An 18,855-nucleotide genomic window follows, 5' to 3' on the forward strand; every position below is an offset into this window, starting at 1 on the left:
TGAAAAACCAGGCCCGGGTAAATATCTGATCCATTGTCAAGAAAAGGTGGAGGCGGCCCACCTTACTCGATCGTCACCTCCACGACGCGCGAGGCGCCGGGCCGCAGCGGAAGACGCGCCTGAATATGATGCGTTCCCGGCTGCATGGGCCAGTAGACGGGCTTGTCGGCCTCCGCCAGCAGAAACGGCTTGCCGTCCACGACCCAGAGAATCTGCTCCACCGAGGCAGGCGCCGAAGCGCGCAGAGCGAGACGGTTCAGCGCCGCAGGCTGCTCTGGATTGCGCCATATATGCGTTTGATGCTCGGGCGTCGTCACGGCGAGCTCCACTGTGGCGTCGAGCGGCGCCGGCCGCGCCGTCCCGCCGATCGCGACGCGCATCGGCGGCGCTCCGCCCGGCTTCACCCATTCGACCAGAGTCTCGCCGCAGCCTCCATCGCTGCGTCCGCCGGAAAGGCACATCTCCACCGGAACGCGGCCCTGCGGCGGCGGAAACGCGTCCTGCTCGATCTCGCCGGGCTTCGCGCCATGGACGAGCGTCAGCGCCGCATGCGCGAGCCGCGCGCTGGAAGAGGCGCCGCTCAGCCGGTTCATCGGCCCGGCGTCGCCGCGGCCGATCCATACGCCGACAATGGCCTTGCGCGAAAAGGCGATGGTCCAGGCGTCGCGAAAGGATTGCGACGTGCCGGTCTTCACCGCCGCCGCGAACGGATATTCGAGCGGCCCATAGCGCGGGAAGCTCGGCAGGCGCGCCAGCGGATCGGCGAGCATGGAGGTGACGAGCCGCGCCGTGTCGCTCGACATCACGCGAATGGAGCGGCGCCGTTTCTGCTCTTTGGCGAAGACGAGATCGGACAGCACGCCATCCTCGGCCAGCGCGCCATAGGCGCGCATCAAATGCTCGAGCCGCGTCGGCAGCGCGCCGATCGCCATGGAGAGGCCGAAGGATTCCGCCGGCGCCTCGAGGTCGTGCAGGCCGAGATCGTGCAGAAATTGGAAATTGGCGTCGAGCCCGACGCGGCGCATGAGATTGGCAGCCGGCACATTGCGCGAATTGGCGAGCGCCTGACGCGGCAGCATGGGACCGAGGAAGACGCCATCGGCGTTGTTGACGCCGGATGCGCCTTCCGGAACATCGGCGACGACATCCGTCGCCTCGAGCGCGCCGCGCTCGAAAGCGAGCGCATAGACGAAAGGCTTCAGCGTCGAGCCGGGCGAGCGCAGCGCGCGCGTGAAATCGATCGCGCCGTCGCGCTGGTCGCGATAGTCGGAAGAGCCGATATCGGCGAGCACGGCGCCCGTGCCGCGCTCCACCACCATCAGCGCGACCTGCCGCGCGCCGGCGGAACGCCAGAGCGAGAGATAGCGCCGCGCGAGCTGCGCGAGCTTCTCCTGCAGCGAAAGATCGATGGTGGCGGCGATGCGCGGATCATGCGGAAAAGCCGCCGCCACAAGCCCTTCACGCGCGAGCCTTTCATAGCGCAGCGAGAGATGCAGCGCCTCCGGCCGCCGCGCCGCGCCGATGGGCCGCAGCGTCACGAGCTGCTTTGTCGCGAGCGCGATCTGCGCCCGCTCGACGAGATTTTCGCACGCGAGATAATTCAATGCGCGAGCGGCGCGCGCGCGAGCCAGAACGAGCCCGCTCTCACGAAAGAGATTCATGCGGCCCGGCGATTGCGGAACCGCGGCGAGCAGAGCGATCTCGGCGAGCGAGAGATCCTCGACCGGCTTGTCGAAATAAAAGCGCGCGGCATGGGCGATTCCATGGCTGCCATTGCCATAGGGCGCGAGCCGCAGATAATGCGCGAGAACGGCGTCATGGCCATGCCGCGCGACGAGCGCGACCGCCGTCGCCGCTTCCATGATCTTGGCCGAGAGCCCGCGTGGCGCGGGAGTCTGCATGCGCGCGATCTGCATGGCGATGGTGGAGGCGCCCTCGCGGCGGCCGCGCCGGGTGAGATTGCGCCAGGCCGCGCGCAGCACGGCGCGCGCATCGACACCCGAATGCGCGGCGAAGCGGCGATCCTCGAGCGCGAGTGTCGCCAGCGCGACGCGCGGCGGAATCTCGCGCAGCGGCCAATAGCCGTAATCGATCCGCGCGGCGTCATGCGCGCCGATCTGCGTGAGAAAGACGCCATTGCGATCATAGACGATGGGCGTTGCCCGCGGCGCGGTGAGAACAGCGCGCGAAAGGGCAGCGTGAATCAAGAACGCGAAAGGAACGAGCCCGACAATGATGAAGAAAAATAGGAAAAGAGCGGCCCCCCTCCTTCTCCCGCTCGCGGGAGAAGGTGTCGCGCGAATGCGCGACGGATGAGGGTCCTCGAAACCGCCAGCCCCCTCATCCGACCCTCGCTGACGCGAGGGCTGCCTTCTCCCGCCAAGCGGGAGAAGGAGGTCGCGAACCTTCTTCACTTCGCGATTTCCACGCGCTTGCCCGCGCTCTGCGCCTGCAATCCCTTCTTATACATCGTCTCGACGACGCCCGGCGGCTCGGTGAATGCGCCCGCCGTCTGCGCCTTGGCGCGGAAGGCGAAGCGATAGCTGCCCTTGGGCAAGGAGTCATACGCATAGAACACGCGATCGTCGCCGAAGGAGACGCTGGTCGGCGCGAGCGTCGGCGCGCTCGACGGCTGCGCCTCGGCGGGCGATGTCGCGAGATTGGGATTCAAAGGCTCGAAGCCCGCCGGCAATGGCAGCGAGATCGCCACATGGGTACGATCCTGCGGATTGACGAGCTCCGCCGTCTCCTCGATCACATCGCCGACAGCGAGCTTCACGACGCCATTCGCCGCCGCGACTTTTTCCAGCGGCGCATCCGCCTTGCCCACACGCGATATCTCCCGCGTCAGCGCGAAGCCTTCGCTCACCGGCGCGGCCTTGGCGCCGCTCTCTTTCGGCTCATAGCGCGTCTCGACCAGCGCGACGATCGGCGCCGATCCGCGATTGGCGATGGTCAGCGCCGAAGGCGCCTCGCTCGTCTTGCGCAAAACCGGATTATTGGCGTCGAGGGTCAGCGTCTCCGGCGCGGCGCCTTCCTGCGAAAGCGCGATACCCAAGGGCGATTGCGGGCGCCGCCAGACTTCCGCCAGCGCATCGATCGCCGCGGCGGTGGCGTTGGTCGAGCCCCAGCCGTCGCCCTCGCCCAACCGCAGCAGCGCGTCACGCAGCAGGCCCGCGCGCGGGTCCGACGGCGAAGCGACAGCGACTGCGCGCAGCATCTCCGCGAGCGCGCGCGTCTCTGAAGGCAGGATCACCGGATTGCCGCCATCGGCCGCCTGCCCCGCATAATATTGCGCGCCATTGCGCGAGAGAATTTTCACGCGGCTCCACAGCGAATCGAGCAGCGCGTCGACAATGCGCCGATCGCCCGATTGCGCGCGCGCGGCGGCGCGGGTCAGCTCCGCCACGCTGGCGTTCGGCATGAAATCGGCGTGGCGCGAGAGCTCGGCCACATAAGACTCATCGAGCTTGCCGCCTTCGGCGAGCGCGATCAGCGCCTCGACGCGCTCGCGCAATTCCTCACCGGAGAGCAGGCGCGGATAATCCGAGCGCAGCGACAGTTTCAACACATTGGCGAGGCGATCGGCGAGCGGCTTGTCGATCGGCTCGCCGGCCCGCTCGGCGCTGGCGAGGAAGGAATAGGCCCAGGCGGTGAGCGACACATTTCCGCGCGACCGCGGCCAGAAGGCGACGAGACCATCGGCGTCGACCGATTGATCGATCGCGCGAATCGTGTTGCGCACATCGCCGGAAAGGCGGCTCTCCAGCCCCGCCGCCGAGAGGATGGGCGTGAAATTCTTCAGCGCCAGCGCCGAGCGCGCGAGCGAGAGGCGTTGCTCCGTGCAGCCATAGGGATATTCGACGAGCGCATTCAGCCCCGCGACGAGCTTCACCAGCGCCGGATCGCCGGCGAGCGTCACATCGCGGCGGAAGGAGCCCGGCCGCGCCTCGTCGGAGGCGCCGGCGAGCGTTTTCGTCTCGCCCGGCGCGATCTCGACGATCTCATAACGCCACACCGGAAGACGATCGGGCCGGATCGGCAGTTCGATCTCCACTGCGTCGCGCGCATGATCGGCGTCGCGCTCCACGCGGAAATTCAGCGTCACGCTCTCCTTGCCGGGCGCCGGCTCCGGCACGCTCGCGGCGACATCTATGCGCGCCGGTCTGTTCGCGATCCAGCTGAAAACCTGCGGCGCATTGCTCGCCAGCGTCAGCCCCTCTGCCGCGATCGACGCTCTGCCGCCGCCGCCGGGCCCTTCGACGACGCGCGCGAGCACGGACACGTCGAGCGTATCGCCGGGGCGCAGGAAGCGCGGCAGCAGCGGCTGCGCGACAAGCTCCTGACGAATGAGCATCTCGCCCGTCGCATAGCCGAAACGATCCGCGCCGCTCACCGCTTTGGCGCGCAGCTTGAACACGGTGAGCGTATCGGGCAGCTTCACCTTTATCTTCGCGACGCCGTCGGGCCCCACTTTCACGCTCGGCAGATAGATCGGCACGGGCGTGAAATTCTTGCGCACGCTGACATTGGTCTCCGCGCCCCATTCGTCGAGGCCGGCGTCGCCGCCGGGAATCTCCTCCAGCGGAATCTTGCCGAAGGCGAGATTGCGCGTGTCGCGCGCGGCGAGCCTGGTCTCGCGCTCGACGATGAAATCCGGCAGCGGATCGAGCGGCCGCTCCTTGGCGAGCGACAGCACCGCCTGATCGACCATCCAGAATGTCGCTTCGCCGGCGAGCGGCTTGCCGAGATCATCCGACAAGCGCAGCGTGACCTCCACCTCCTGCCCCGGACGCGCCTTGGCGGGATAGTCGAGCTTCGCCGTCACGATATTCTTGACCGGCGTCACCTCGATCCATTTCGTCGCGGCGATCGTCACCGGCTTGCCTTGGTCGATATTGGAGGCCGGCGCCGGCGCGCTATCCTTCAGGCGCCCGCGCATGACGAGGAAATGCACGGCGAGCTTGGGAGTCTGCTCCTTGCGAAGGTTGAGCGTGTAACGCCCGAAGCCATTGGCGATGTCGATGAACTGATATTCGAACACGCCATTCGGCTGCTCGACGATCGCGAGCGCCCTGGCGTTCTGGAACGGCGATTGGACGATGAGCGTCGCCGTCTCGCCCGGCGCATAGGATGGCTTGTCGGTCGTGATCGTCGCGGTGGAAGCGGGCGGACGCTGGAAAGTGACCGGCGTATTGCCGCCGACGAAGAAATCGACGCTCACCTGCTGGCGCCGGCCGATGCGGTCATAGGCCTCGAGCTGCACGACATAGACGCCGGCGTCGCGCGCCTCCAGCTCGATCTTCTGCGCCTCCTTGGCGCTCGTCAGCTTGCGCTCCAGGATCGTGTCCTCGATCACCTGCGTCACATATTTCGCCGCGCCCTGCGCGAAGTCCGACGCTTGCAGCGTCGACGTCCAATTGCGCTTGATGAAGCGCAGAGTAACGGGCAGGCCGTCCACCGCCTCGCCCTTGCCGTCGAGCGCGAGGAATTCCGGCGTCACCACGCCGGGCCGCTCGACATAGCGCGGAAGCTTCACACCGAGCACGAAAGGCGGCACGGCGATCACATTCTGCACATTGCGCACTTCCAGCCCATCGTCGCCCGTGACGGTCGCCTCGATCGAATAGCGGCGCGGCTGCGCGGTCGGCTCGATCGTCGTGTCGAAGGTCATGCGCGAAGCGCCGCCGGCGTCGGTGCGCGCGTCGCGCTCCAGCACGGGCGAGGATTTGAACTTGCTCTCGCCCGAAAAGCGCGCGTCGGTCGAGAACAGAAAGCCCTCGCGCCCCGGCGGCTGGAAGACATGCGGGAATTGCACGGCGCGCCATTTCACCGGCCGCTCGGAGACGAGCCCGCCGGCGAAATAGCGCGCGACGAGATCGACATTGAACTCGCCGTCGAGCGGCACGATCTGTGGCGCGTTCAGCACGACCTCGAAAGTCGGCAGGCGATAGGCCTCCTTCTTGAACGGAAACTGTCCGCAGGAAACAGTCTGCGTGTCGCCCTCGGCTTGCGCGTTCTCATTCGGCGCGTCGGCGTCCTCGCTCTTCTCGTCCTTCTTCTCTTTTTGCTTCGCGCCGTCGGGCTCGAAGCGCAGCGCATAATCGCCGGTCGCCGGCGTCTGCGCGTCGAATTTGTGATAGAAGCTTCCCGCCGCGTCGAGCTTCACCGGAATGCGCCATTCCTGACTGCCGGGCCCGGAGACGACGAGCGTTCCGCCGGCTTTGGCGATGGCCAGCGCGCCGTCGCGATAGGAGCGCACGAAACCTTTGATGTGCACCGGCTCCTCGGGCCGGTAGATCGGCCGCTCGGCGAAGACATGGCAGAGCGTGCGCGGCTCGTCTTTGCGTGGCTCTCCAGGATTGGCGGTCCAGGCGAGCCAGGCGCCGTCGGGCTTCGTCCAATTCTCGCGCGCATATTCGGAAGGACCGTCATTGGCGTCGATCACGAGCGTGTCGAGCCCCTTGGTCACGACGATGCGGCGCACATCCGCTTCCGCGCGCTTGCCGGGATCATAGGCGAAAAAGCCGGAACTGTCGGTGATCCCGCGCGCGAGCGTGACGAATTTATCGCCCTTCACACCCTCGAGCCGTACCTCCGCCCCGGCTGCCGGCTGCGCGGTCGAGAGAGAGGTGACGGCGAAGCGCACGCGCGCGCGCTCCTCTATCGCGCTGAGCGAGAGATCGGTCACTTGCGCGCGCAGCCAGTGGCGCTTCTTCTCGTCCACGGCGCGCAGGCCGATGAGATAGGTCCCCGCCTGTCCGGCGCCGGCGATCTTGGCGAATTCATTGGAAAGATCGAGGCCGAATTTCGCATCGGCGCCGTTGCGGCGGATCGGCAGATCGAGAAGCGCCGAGACGGCGGGCGAGCCCAAGGATTTTATGCGCTCGACGATCGCCGAGGCCTCCGGCGCGTCCGTCTCGCCCCAATGCGCGGGCTCATTGCCGGGCAGCGGCGGCGCGGCGGAATCGTCCGTCTCGACGCCGCTCTTGGGAAAAGGCCAGAAGTCGCGCGCCAGCGGATCGATCGCGTGAATGCGAATATCGGCGCGGTCATAGCCGCGTCCGCGCAGCGGCAGCAATTGCGGGCCGAAACGCTCGACGATTCCCTGCGCGGCGTCCCATGCGAGCGCCGGCCTGTCGCGGTCGAAAGCGAAGCGCTGCGAGAAGCGCGAGGCGAGCGCGCGCTTTCTGATGTCGCGAAGCGCGGCGGGCGCGAGCGCGAGCTCATAGACGCGATCGGAGAGAAACTTGCCATAGATATTGAGCCGCTTGCGGTCGATCTCGACGGAGAGATCATCGACCGGCGGCGAGATGCGCAGCGCCTCTCGCGCGCGGAGAATGTCGATCTCGTCCGGCTGCTCGCTGAAGGTCAGCGTCAGCCGACGACGATTGGCCGGCTGATAATTGGAGACCGGCGCGGAGTCTTCCTCTCCCTCGGAAGAAGAGGTCGACGACGGCGCGACGGCATAGCCGAAGGCGCAGCGCAGCACGCCATCTTGCTTGTCGTCGCTCCAGCCGCGGCCGCAGCTCGCCTCGGTGACGGAAAAAGGCGCGGCGGAGCGCGCGCGCAATTCGAAAATCTCGTCGTCTAGGCCGGGTTCGTCGGCGAGCTTCAAACGCAATATCGCGACGCGTCCGTCGCGGATCGTCTCGCGCAAACGTATGGCGACGCTCTGCGCGGCGTTGCGATCGGCGCGCTCCAGCGGGCGAATGTCGTAATCCTTCGCCGTCAGAAGCTGCCCGCCGAGCGGCGAGATTCCAGGCGCCGGACGCAATTCGATCGTCAGCAGGCGCGCGAGCGCGGCGATGTCGACAGGCTCGGGAAAAGTGAGCGTGATCTGCTCGAGATCGGAGATCGGATCGGCGCTTTGCGTGGGAGTCGTCGAGGAGGGCGTCGGCAGCAGCGCGACGAGCCGCGTCGCGGCGGCGCCGGCGTCGATCTCGACGCGCTGCAGCGGCTTCCATGGCTCAGCGGGACGAAATTGCAACGCGCGCGCGCCGATCCAGCGCCATTCGCCGGCCGGCTCGCCCGTGAGCTTCACGAATTTCTCATGCGCGTCTTCCGGCCCGCCGGCCTTGGGGCCGACGTCGCGCTCGAAGAAGACGGTGATGGGGTCGAAGCTGCGCAGAAATTTATCCGGCACGATTCGCGCCCCATCGGCGCGGCGCAATTGATCGAAGGACTGCGGCTCGGCGCGCAGCGGCGCGGAGAGGAAGAGACAAGCGAGCAGCAGCAGCGCGAACGGCGAGCGCATCCGAATTCCTTTGCAATGTGCGGGCGTCATCGCGAAGAGCGCAGCGACGAAGCGATAGAGGGGCCGCAGGGTTCTGGATCGCTTCGCGTCGCTCGCGATGACGACGGATGGAATGTGGAACAAAGCTCGGAAGCGTTTCATCGCCGCGCCTCGAATGGGATTTTTGGCCTTTGTCGATCGACGGAAGCACAGAGAGCGGAGCGGCGTCATCTGCCGCTCTTTCTTCCGGCCTTCTCCAGAAATTCCGCGACGACCTCCGGCGGCGGGCCGGAGGGCGGCGGGGCGAGGCCGCGCAGCGCGAGGCGCAATGTCGTCGCCGGCGCGTCGGCGGGCGCGCGCGCCTCGACGAAATAGCGGCCGGGCTCGAGGCGAAGGATTTGCGCGGCGCCTTCGCCGAGCGTCTTGCCGGCGGCGTCGAAGAGGCGCAGCTCGGCGCGGTCCGGCTCTGCGCGCAGGCCGAGGCCGATCTCGCCGGCCTTCGTCACCTCGAAGGAGAAGAGCGCGCCGCCCGCCGGCGCGAGCGCGACGAGATCATTGACGCCGTCCGTCACGGGGATGACCGGCGTCGTCGCAATCGTCAGCGTTCCCGACAGCGCGCCGTCATGCGGCGAATAGATCTCGACGAGCGCGCGGCCGGGCGCCGCATAGCGATGCAGCTCCACGCCGGAGGGGAAGGTCTCGACCGCGCGCGCGCCATTCTGGGTGACGGCGACGATGGCCGGCGCGCTCGCGCGAATGTCGAGGACGACGGGCGCGCTCACATCGAGCGCGAAAGCCTGCGCCTCGCCATTGAGCGTCGCGGCGAAAGGCGCCGTCACATCGCGCGGCGCGGCTGCGGGCCAGGGCGATTTGCCGGCGCGCTCGAGCCAGGCGGCGACGAGGCCCGGCGCATGGGTGATCGTGACCTCGCCGGGCCCGCCGAGCAGAAGCGAGCGGCCGCGCAGCACGCGCCCATCGGCGCCGACGAAGACCGCCTCGCCGCCGGCTGTGACGAGCCGATCGCCGGGCTGCGCCTCGACGAGTTGAGACGTCTCCCCGGCGGCGCCGAAGAAGCGTTTGACGGCCTTGCCCGCCACGAGCGGCTCATAGCGCTCGAACGACAAAGCGACGCGCGCCGGGGCGGGCTTATCGGTGAGATTGACGAGCCAGAGCGCGCGGGCGCCCTCGAAACGACGCGAGAGCGGAGCGGCGTCGGCGAAAGCCGCGAAGCGGCGCGCCTCCTCCGGCGCGGAGATGGCGGCGAGGCCGCTGGCGAGATCGAGCGACAGCGCGCCGGCGCCGTCGAAGGCGACAGGCTGGGCGGAGAAGGGCGGGATGACGCCGGAAAACAGCGCGCCGGCCCGGATGGGCGCGGCGAGAGCGACATCGATCGCCTGCGCTGTGAGGCGCAGCGGCTCGTCGCTGCCGGCGTTCCATAGACGCGGCGGCTCCTTGCCAGCGAGCGCCAGCGCCGCGCCCGACGCGACAGCGAAGCCGCGGCCGGCCGAGACGCCCGGCTGGCCGAAGGCCGAGCGCGCGAGCCAAAGCCGCGCCTTGCCCGTGGGCGGCGGCGCGAAAGGCAGAATGGCTCGTTCGCCTTCGCCGAGAATGAGCGGAATTTCGGCGCCGTTCGGCGCGAAGGCGGCGACGCGCGCCTTGGCCGCGCAATCGCCCTGCGCGAGCAGCCACAATCTCTCCGATTGCGGCGCCAGCGCGCCGGCCGCCGTCTGTGCGAGCAAATGTCCCGGCGTGGAGCCCGCAGCGAGCGAAGCCGGCGCCGCGCCGATGGTGACGAGGGCGGAAGACGGCGCCGCGACGAGGCCGACGCAGATTTTCGTCGCGAGCCCTTCGATCGGCTCCGGCTCCAGAGCTATGTCGCCGAAACCGCGCTGCGAGCGCGCGAGGCTGCGCGCAGCGAGCGTGACGGGCGCATCGGCGCCGCCGATGGTCCAGGCCACGGCGCGCCATTCGCCGCTCTCCGCCGGCCATGCGGCGACAGGGGAAAGCCCGCGCTCGCGCCCGATGACGCGCCAACGCCCGTCGGCCGCGCGCCTCTCGATCGACAGCGCCGTCTCGCGCGTCGATTGCGCGGCGACGACCATCAACCGCCCATCCTGCGCCGTCGGGAGAGCGAGCTGATGCGCGCCGGCGCCGGAAACCGTTTTCACGCCCGTGAGCGTCAGCTCGTCGGCGGGCGCCGACGCCGGAAGCGAAAGCCGAATCTCGACACCCTCCGGCTCGGCGGCCTCATCCGATTCTTCGACGGCCGGCTCGCCTTCCGCAGCGGCGCTCTCGCCTTCGCCTTCGGCGTTCTGCTCCTCCGATTCGCGCGCGGCCTGCGGCGCGCCCTTCAACTCGTCGAGCCGCAGACGATAGGCGCCCGCGGGCAGGCGGCGCGAGAGCGAGACGTTCCAATCCTCCGCGCGTCCCTCGAGCCGCTCGATCACGGCGCCAGTCTCGTCCTCGAGCGCGCCGATCAGCTCCTTATCGCCGAAGCTCGCAATATCGACGACGCCATCGCGCGCTATGGCGAAGGGCAGAGTCGCCGGCAATTCGACGAAGCGCGGCGCGCCCGGCTGCAATTGCTTCGAGGCGAGCGAGATGCGGTAATCGAGCCGATCGTCATGGGCGAGGCTGCGCGCCTCGAGGCGATAGGCGCCGGCGGAGAGCCTGGCGGAAAATTTTCGGCCAGCGGCGAATTTGCCGACGCTTCTGCGCGCCTCGTCGAAAATCTCCGCGACCATGCCGTCGCCTATGTCGAGCTCGACATCCGACTCTCCGGCGAGCGCGAAGCTCCACACATCCGGATCGCGCGGCGCGCCCTTGGCGACGGGCTCGCGCCATTGCAGCTTCTGCGGCGCGTCGAAGGGCAGCGCATGCGGGCCATGGCCCTCGAGCGGCGCCGGCGTCGCGATTTTGCGCAGGCGCGCGACGAAGCGGCCCTCGACATCCTCCGGCAGCACGACGAGGCGATAGGAGCCCTTCTCGAAGCGGCGCGCGAGGCGCGTGAGCGGGCCGGGCGTCGTGAGCGGCCAGCCATCGGCTTCCTCCAGCCGCGCGCGCCACTCCTTGCCGAGGCCGGTGAGATCGAGCCGATAGAGTCCGTCCTCGGGAATGTCGATCGGCACGATGGCGCCGCGGCCGCCGTCGAGCGCCGCGCGCGCGGCGCCTTCGCCGACGATGGGCGCCGTCGTCGCCATGGCCACGCTCTTCACCGAAAGGCCGAGATGGCCCGAGGATTCGCGCGCGGTGACGGCGGCGCGATAGGCGCCGGCGCGCAAATAGCTCGTCACCAGCGCATTATGGCCGGGGCCATTGTCCTCGCCCTCGCCGAGACGCGGCGCGACAGCGGCGCCGAGCGCGAGCCGCGTCTGCAGCCGCCCCAGCGTCTCGACGCGATAGAGCCCACCCTCTGAAACATCGAAACGAAACTCCCGCGTCTCGTCGCGGGAGAGATCGAACCAGGCGGGCCTGGCCGCGGAGATCGCCGCCGGCGGGCGCTCCGTCGCCGCCTCGGAAGCCGCCGCCGGCTCGACGTCGCGCGAATAGACGAGGGCGAGCGCCCCCGGCTCCGCTCGCGCCGGGAGGCGGATGGTCGCGAAGCGATTGTCGTTCTCGCTTTTCTCCTCGGCGATCACGGCGGGCGCGCTCGCGCCCTTGTCGTCGACGACGAGAATCTTGCCGCCGCGCGGCGTGCGGACCGGCAGCAGATATTCCGTCGAGGCGGGCCGCCACAAAGGCGCCGCGCCTTTCTCGAGATCGGCCGGCAGAGCGATCACGCGGGGCCCAGTGAGAAGCCCCGGCGCGACATTGGCGAGAATGAAATAAGAGCCCGCCCTGTCGAGCTTCTGCTCGCCGAAGGAGATCACCGCGCGAGCCGGCGGCGACGGCGGAAGATCGGGCGTGAGGCCAGGAGGGCCGAGCGTCAGATCGACAATGCCGACGGCGCCCTCGAACGGCTCGAGGGACAGAACATAGAAGCCGGCCTGAAGATCGTAGCGGCTCGGCAGGCGCCCATCGGCGCGTGGCGCGAAGGCGCCGAAGGCGGGCTCGATGACGGCGCGGACCCGCGGCCCTTTCACATTGATCGCCACTGGCCCGCTGTCGGTGGCCTCAAACAGCAGAGTCGTCGGGCCGCGCAGATTGAAACGACCGCGATAGGCGCGGCCGCCCCCCAGTTTCGGCAGATCGGCGGCGAGAACGCGCGTCTTGCCATTCTCCGTGCGCGCGAGCAGCGCGGTCGCCGGGACTTCGTCGGCGCCCTCGCCGGCCACGTCCAAGGCGACGAGATTGGGCCCTTCGGATTCGATCGGCGCGCGGCTCGCCCGGCGCAAGGCGCGCAAGGAGAAAGCCTGCCCCTCGAGGCCGGACACCTCTATCCGCCCCGAAGTCTTGCCGTCGCCGCCGAGCGAGACGACGACGACCGGCTCGCGGCTGGTCTTGTCCATGGCGGCGGAAGAAACCGAGCCGCCCTCCCCGCGCCGCGCCTCGAGACGGGCGGCGATGGGCTTGGGCAGCTCCAGGCGGAATGTGTCAGAACTCGCCGGCGCCTCGAAACGCGCCGAGCCGAAAGGGCCGATGACCCCATTCGCGACGCCCGCGGCGAGCGAGGCCGGCTCGAGGAGACGCAGCAGAAAGGGCTGCGCGCCGCCGCCCTCCGGCCAGACGATCGGCTCGCCGCCATAGGCGGTCACGACATAGCGGCCGGGCTCGGCCGCGCCCTCCAGCCGCAACCGCGTCATCGAGCGGCCGGGTTTCGTCTCGACAGTCGCGCGCGCGGGGACGAGATCGACGATTTCTCCGCTCGCCTTCCACAGACGCAGATCGCGCAAGCCGCGGCCCAGCGCCTCGACGGCGATGCGGCCCGAGGGCCCGACCTCGAGCGAATAGCTGCGCTGGGCGAGATCGCCGAGCTCGGCGGAAAATGTCTTGGCCCCCGTGAGCGCCTCCCGCGCGCCCTGCTCCTGGAAAGCCTCCGCTGCGAGGCGCGCCTTGCCGGCCGCGCCCTTCGCGCCGAAGACACGCAGTCTATAGACGCCGGCGTCGAGCAGCAGATCGAGACGGCCGTCGCGCTGGCCCGCGGCGCCGGACGTCTCGCCGGGGCCGGAGATCATATCGACGAACCCAATGGCCACGCCCGAGGCGCTATGCGCGGAAATCGCGTAGCGGCCGGGCGCCGGAATCGTCAAAAGCGAGACGCCGTCGCGATCGGCCGGAAGTTCGCTCGCCGAAAATCGGCCGGGGGCCGCACGCTGCTCGACGCGCGCCTTGGCGGAAGGAGCCGGCTCCGACGCCGCATAAGAGACGAATGCGCCGAGCGACAGGCAGGAAATGGCGAAAGCGGTCGCGATCTTCAGAAGCAAGGCCCCGATCATGCGCAACATGACACCCTCCGCTGCGATGCGCCGAAAGGCGCCACGCTCGAGCTTACGCCGCCGCTTCTCTTCGAGTCGAGCAGGACCCGGAGTCGAGCAGGACCCGGAGTCGAGCAGGACTCGGGAGTCGAGCAGGACTCGGAGTCGAACCGGACTTGTTCTCGCGGCTTGCGTTCGATGGGCCCGAGGAAACGCGCTTTTTCGAGGCGCCGCCGTGCGCTCGCGCACAATGCGATCGGAATGTGACGTTTCGCTAAGAGATCGCGCGCGTCGCCGTTAACCTCGAGAAGAAGTGAATTTGCGCCGCGCCCGTGTCGGGCGCCGGGCCGCGCGCTACTTGCGCCGACGTGAGGCATCATGATTGCCGAACGGCATGCCTATTACGGAGGTCTTGAATGAAATCGAAAATCGCATCCGTCCTCGCCGTCGCCGCGCTGCTCGGCTCGGTCGGCTCCGCTGCGGCCTTCCCCCGCGTCGTCACCGATCTCGCGGCCTTCCGCTCGGGTCCGGGCGTCGGCTTCCTGCCCATTCTCGCCATTCCGCCGCAGACGGTGGTCGAGGTGCATGGGCATATCGGCGGCTGGTCGCGTGTGTTCTACGCAGGCAAGATCGGCTTCATCGCCAATACGCTGCTCGCCCGGCCCGTGGTCATCGCGCCGGTCGTCACCTCGGTTGTCGTCGCCCCGGCTCCGGTGGCCGTTGTCGCGCCGGTTCCCGCGGTCGCGATCACGCCCGTGGCCGCGCCGGTCGGCCTCATCACGGCTCCGCTGCGCATCTTCGAGTGATCGAAGGGCGAACGCCAAACGATCCAGGCGCGCGGAAAACGCTTCCGCGCGCCGACCGCTATGCGGCCTTCTCGCTTCTGTGATCGACGTTTCGATGGTAGGCGTTTCGATGATAGAATTTTTCGTCGAATCTATTCGAAATTTCGTTTCGAGCGAGGCCCCATGCGCTCTTCTTTCATTCTTTTCCTCTTCGCCATCGCGCTCTTTGCCGACTCGCAGGCCGGCGCGCGGCCGGCCAAGGTCGGCGAGATCGTCAATCTGCGCTCCGGCCCTGGCCTGAATTTCACGCCCCTTCTCGCCATTCCAGCTCTCGCTGTCGTCGAGGTCGGCCCGTGCCGCTCCGCTTGGTGCCGCGTCGCCTATGCGGGCGCGGACGGCTATGTCGCGCGAGAAGCGCTCGCCTATATAGCGGCGCGTCCCGTGGAGACGCCGATCCTGCCGCCGCTCGGCGCCTATGTATGGCGGCGCGACATTCCGCCGCTCTATGATCCTTATGTTTCCGCCGGCCCCTGGTACACGGGCCCGTGGGAATATGAGGGAACCGGCGCCACGCAATGGCGCTACGGTTTTCCCGGCGGACATGTGCCCTGGTATCGCAACGCGACCTGGCGGCCGGGCTTCGGCTGGTTCTGACACAGAGAAAATCATCGCTACGACTGCGCGATCTCGCATTCGGAATTTTCGCGCGCGCCTTACGCTTCGCCTTGCGACAAATAAGCGCGCGTCTCGTTTTTTGACGTTCGCGCGTTGCGGCGCCCGCTTCCCAAAGTCCCAGAATTCCGCGGAAAATAACGCCTCGATTTCATTCGCCTGTGACATTTGTGCGCAGCGCGGGGCGCGCGCCGCTTTTCTTGATCGATATCAAATCGCATCGCCGTGAGAGCGATAGACTCTTCCTCGTGATCAAAGACGAAAGACATGCGGCGCGGCGCGAAACGCGCACGCAGTCTTCCCGCCAGTCTGTGAGGATCCCTCCCATGGCGCCGACCGACGCTCCCGCAAAATCCGTCACACTTCCCGAGGCCGTGTTAACGCTTCTCTTCATCGCCTTCGCCACGCTCGCCGGCTTCATCGCCTCGCGCGCGCATACGCCGGCCTATGCGTTCCACGCCGCGCTGTTCGCGGTCGGCTCGATCGTCGCAGTCTTCGCGCTATTGAAGCGCTTCGAACTGCGTGAGGCGGAGCCGCCACCGCGCCTCATCGACGGACGCCCGAATTATAATTACGGCCCGATCCGCTTTACCGCGCTCGCCGCATTATTCTGGGGCGTCGCCGGTTTCGCGGTCGGTCTCTATATCGCGCTGGAGCTCGCATTCCCGGCCTTCAATCTCGATCTGCCCTGGATCAATTTCGGGCGGCTGAGGCCGTTGCACACATCGGCGGTGATCTTCGCCTTCGGCGGCAATGTGCTGCTCGCGACGTCTTTCTATGTCGTGCAACGCACCTGCCGCACGCGGCTCGCCGGCGATCTCGCGCCCTGGTTCGTCGTGCTCGGCTATAATTTCTTCATCCTCATCGCCGGCACCGGCTATTTGCTCGGCGTCACCCGCGGGCACGAATACGCCGAGCCGGAATGGTATGCGATCCTCTGGCTCGTCGTGGTCTGGGTCGTCTATCTCATCGTCTTTCTCGCGACATTGGCCAAGCGCGAGGAGCCGCACATCTATGTCGCCAATTGGTTCTATCTCGCCTTCATCGTGACGGTCGCGGTGCTGGTGCTCGGCAACAACACCGAGATTCCGATCTCGATCTTCTCGCCGAAATCAGTGATCGTCTGGTCCGGCGTGCAGGATGCGATGATCCAATGGTGGTATGGCCATAACGCCGTCGGCTTCTTCCTCACTGCCGGCTTTCTCGGCATAATGTATTATTTCGTGCCCAAGCGCGCCGAGCGGCCGATCTATTCCTATCGCCTCTCCATCGTCCATTTCTGGGCGTTGATCTTCCTCTACATCTGGGCCGGGCCGCATCATCTGCACTACACCGCTCTGCCCGATTGGGCGCAGACGCTCGGCATGACCTTCTCGATCATGCTGTGGATGCCCTCCTGGGGCGGCATGATCAACGGCCTCATGACATTGTCCGGCGCCTGGGACCGCCTGCGCACCGACCCTGTGCTGCGCATGCTCGTCGTCTCCGTCGCCTTCTACGGAATGTCGACATTCGAGGGCCCGCTGATGTCGGTCAAAGCGGTGAATGCGCTCTCGCATTACACCGATTGGGGCATAGGCCATGTGCATTCGGGAAGCCTCGGCTGGGTCGGCTTCGTCTCCTTCGGCGCGCTCTATTGCCTCATTCCCTGGGTGTTCGCGCGGCCGCTCTATTCGCTGAAGCTCGTCGACTGGCACTTCTGGATCGCGACGATCGGCATCGTCTTCTACATTTCGGCGATGTGGGTGGCGGGCATCATGCAAGGACTGATGTGGCGCGCGTATACGCCGCAGGGATTCTTGGAATATTCCTTCATCGAGACCACCGACGCGCTGCATCCAGAATATGTGATCCGCGCGGCTGGCGGCGGCCTCTTCCTCATCGGCGCGCTGATCATGGTCTACAACATCTACAAGACTATTCGCTCGCCGTCGGCGGACCGCGCCGCCGAGTTCTCGTCCATTCCCGTGGCCGCGCAATAAGAGGAGGAGAGACATGTCCGACATTGCGCGCAATGAGCCCACCGGCGGCTTGCAGAAGCGGCTCGAGACCAATTCGATCCTGCTTCTGCTGGCGATCCTGCTGCTCGTCTCGATCGGCGGAATCATCGAGATCGTGCCGCTCTTCTATCTCCACAACACGATCGAGAAGGTGGAGGGCGTGCGGCCCTATTCGCCGCTCGAGCTTTCCGGCTACAACATCTATGTGCGCGAAGGCTGCTACACCTGCCATTCGCAGATGATCCGCCCCTTGCGCGACGAGGTGGAGCGCTACGGCCATTATTCGCTCGCGGCCGAGAGCATGTATGACCATCCGTTCCAATGGGGCTCCAAGCGCAACGGCCCCGATCTCGCGCGCGTCGGCGGCCGCTATTCCAATGATTGGCACCGCGACCATTTGCGCGATCCGCGCTCCGTCGTCCCCACTTCGATCATGCCGGGCTATCCCTTCCTCGCGCAGACGCCGCTCGACTCCGCGCATATCGTAGAGCAGATGAAAACGCTGCGTCTCGTCGGCGTGCCCTATACGGATGCGCAGATCGACAACGCCGTGGCCGATCTTTCCGCGCAGAGCGCGCCGGACGATCCGGGCGCCGAGGCGCTGCGTCGACGCTATCCCAACGCGCTCGTCTACGACCAGGCGGCCAAGAACGGGATCACCGAGGAGGATGCTCTGATCGCCTATCTGCAGCATCTCGGCGTCTCGGTGAATTTCAAGCTCTATGACGACAAAGCCGCAGTGAATGTGAGGTGAGCCATGACCACTTACGAATCGTGGCGAGAGATTTCGGCGAGTTCGGGCCTTTTCTTCTTCGTTCTGCTGTTCGCCGGAGTCCTGGCCTATGCGCTGTGGCCGTCCAATCGCGAAAAATTCCGACGGGCGGCCGAGACGCCATTGCGGGAGGATTGAAGACATGTCGACGCGACAAGCTGAAAGCGACGCGGTCCGCATCGATCCGCACACCAAGACAAAGACCACCGGCCATGAATGGGACGGCATCGAAGAGCTCGACACGCCGCTGCCGCGCTGGTGGGTCGTCACCTTCTATGCGACGATCCTATGGTCGATCGGCTATTTTCTGGCCTATCCGGCGCTGCCGACGCTTTCCGGCGGAACGCAGGGATTGCTCGGCTGGCATTCGCGCGCTTCGGTCGCGCGCGACATCGAGCAGCTGACCGAGATTCGTGGCCCGGTGCTGGAGCAGCTCGCCAATGCGCCGCTCGAGGAGATCGAGGCGCGGCCGCAATTGCTCAGCGCCGTGCGCGCATTGGGCGCGGCGGCCTTCGCCAATAATTGCGCCGGCTGCCATGGCGCCGGCGCGCAAGGCGCGAAGGGCTATCCCAATCTCAATGACGATGATTGGCTGTGGGGCGGCAAGCTCTCCGACATTCGCCGCACCATAGAGCATGGCGTGCGCTGGGACGCCGACAAGGAGACGCGCACCGAGACCATGCCCGCCTTCGGCCGCGACGGAATGCTCGACGCCACGCAAATCTCCATCGTCGCCGATCAAGTGCGCGCGATGGCGAAGCTGCCCGGCGGCAAGGCGACGCCGCAGGGCGCGAGGCTCTTCGACGACAATTGCTCGGTCTGCCATGGCGTCGACGGCAAGGGCAATCGCGACATGGGCGCGCCCAATCTCACCGACGCTCTCTGGCTGTTCGGATCGGATAAGGAGACGATCGCAAGCCGCATCGCCAATGGCGGCGGCGGCGTGATGCCGGCGTGGAAGGATCGCCTCGACGAGCCGACGATCAAGGCGCTCGCCATCTATGTGCATACGCTCGGCGGCGGCGAGTGAGGGAGA

9 protein-coding genes are annotated in these 18,855 nt (G+C 67.2%); 6 read left to right on the plus strand and 3 right to left on the minus strand.

What is annotated here, in order from left to right:
• Positions 1-62: 62 nt before the first annotated feature.
• The 3 genes from AC6IY7_RS05020 to AC6IY7_RS05030 all read right to left on the minus strand — a co-directional run bounded on the left by AC6IY7_RS05020 (position 63) and on the right by AC6IY7_RS05030 (position 13,620).
• Positions 63-2,207 (minus strand): transglycosylase domain-containing protein, encoded by a 2,145-nt coding sequence (locus AC6IY7_RS05020; RefSeq protein ID WP_497781973.1) that lies wholly within the window; start codon positions 2,205-2,207, stop codon positions 63-65.
• A gap of 203 nt (positions 2,208-2,410) precedes the next feature.
• Positions 2,411-8,257: an alpha-2-macroglobulin gene (locus AC6IY7_RS05025; RefSeq protein ID WP_497781975.1), complete on the minus strand. Its 5,847-nt coding sequence runs from the start codon at positions 8,255-8,257 to the stop codon at positions 2,411-2,413.
• 206 nt (positions 8,258-8,463) lie between these two features.
• Positions 8,464-13,620, minus strand: a complete 5,157-nt coding sequence (locus AC6IY7_RS05030) for a hypothetical protein (RefSeq protein ID WP_497781977.1) — start codon at positions 13,618-13,620, stop codon at positions 8,464-8,466.
• A gap of 386 nt (positions 13,621-14,006) precedes the next feature.
• On the opposite strand from AC6IY7_RS05030, the gene AC6IY7_RS05035 reads away from it, so the two are divergent.
• The 6 genes from AC6IY7_RS05035 (at position 14,007) to ccoP (ending at position 18,849) form a co-directional block, all read left to right on the plus strand.
• Entirely contained in the window at positions 14,007-14,396 is a 390-nt protein-coding gene (locus AC6IY7_RS05035; protein ID WP_497781978.1) for an SH3 domain-containing protein, read from the plus strand.
• A 162-nt stretch (positions 14,397-14,558) separates the two neighbouring features.
• The gene (locus AC6IY7_RS05040) at positions 14,559-15,029 is read left to right on the plus strand and encodes an SH3 domain-containing protein (protein ID WP_497781979.1); all 471 of its coding nucleotides are present in this window, start codon (positions 14,559-14,561) and stop codon (positions 15,027-15,029) included.
• Between the two features lie 344 nt (positions 15,030-15,373).
• Positions 15,374-17,029, plus strand: a complete 1,656-nt coding sequence (gene ccoN / locus AC6IY7_RS05045; protein WP_497781981.1) for a cytochrome-c oxidase, cbb3-type subunit I — start codon at positions 15,374-15,376, stop codon at positions 17,027-17,029.
• A gap of 13 nt (positions 17,030-17,042) precedes the next feature.
• Entirely contained in the window at positions 17,043-17,801 is a 759-nt protein-coding gene (gene ccoO, locus AC6IY7_RS05050; RefSeq protein ID WP_497781983.1) for a cytochrome-c oxidase, cbb3-type subunit II, read from the plus strand.
• Positions 17,802-17,804: 3 nt separating this feature from the next.
• A complete protein-coding gene (locus AC6IY7_RS05055) occupies positions 17,805-17,957 on the plus strand; it encodes a cbb3-type cytochrome c oxidase subunit 3 (RefSeq protein WP_497781985.1) in 153 nt (50 codons plus the stop codon).
• A 4-nt stretch (positions 17,958-17,961) separates the two neighbouring features.
• The gene (gene ccoP, locus AC6IY7_RS05060) at positions 17,962-18,849 is read left to right on the plus strand and encodes a cytochrome-c oxidase, cbb3-type subunit III (protein WP_497781986.1); all 888 of its coding nucleotides are present in this window, start codon (positions 17,962-17,964) and stop codon (positions 18,847-18,849) included.
• Positions 18,850-18,855: the final 6 nt, after the last annotated feature.

Source organism: Methylosinus sp. is20ea, from assembly GCF_059718135.1.

Excerpts from the sequence above, each read along its gene's own strand:
- AC6IY7_RS05025 (WP_497781975.1), bottom strand. The coding sequence starts at position 8,257 with ATGCGCTCGCCGTTCGCGCTGCTGCTGCTCGCTTGTCTCTTCCTCTCC.
- AC6IY7_RS05030 (WP_497781977.1), bottom strand. The coding sequence starts at position 13,620 with ATGTTGCGCATGATCGGGGCCTTGCTTCTGAAGATCGCGACCGCTTTC.
- AC6IY7_RS05035 (WP_497781978.1), top strand. The coding sequence starts at position 14,007 with ATGAAATCGAAAATCGCATCCGTCCTCGCCGTCGCCGCGCTGCTCGGC.
- AC6IY7_RS05040 (WP_497781979.1), top strand. The coding sequence starts at position 14,559 with ATGCGCTCTTCTTTCATTCTTTTCCTCTTCGCCATCGCGCTCTTTGCC.
- ccoN (WP_497781981.1), top strand. The coding sequence starts at position 15,374 with ATGGCGCCGACCGACGCTCCCGCAAAATCCGTCACACTTCCCGAGGCC.
- ccoO (WP_497781983.1), top strand. The coding sequence starts at position 17,043 with ATGTCCGACATTGCGCGCAATGAGCCCACCGGCGGCTTGCAGAAGCGG.
- AC6IY7_RS05055 (WP_497781985.1), top strand. The coding sequence starts at position 17,805 with ATGACCACTTACGAATCGTGGCGAGAGATTTCGGCGAGTTCGGGCCTT.
- ccoP (WP_497781986.1), top strand. The coding sequence starts at position 17,962 with ATGTCGACGCGACAAGCTGAAAGCGACGCGGTCCGCATCGATCCGCAC.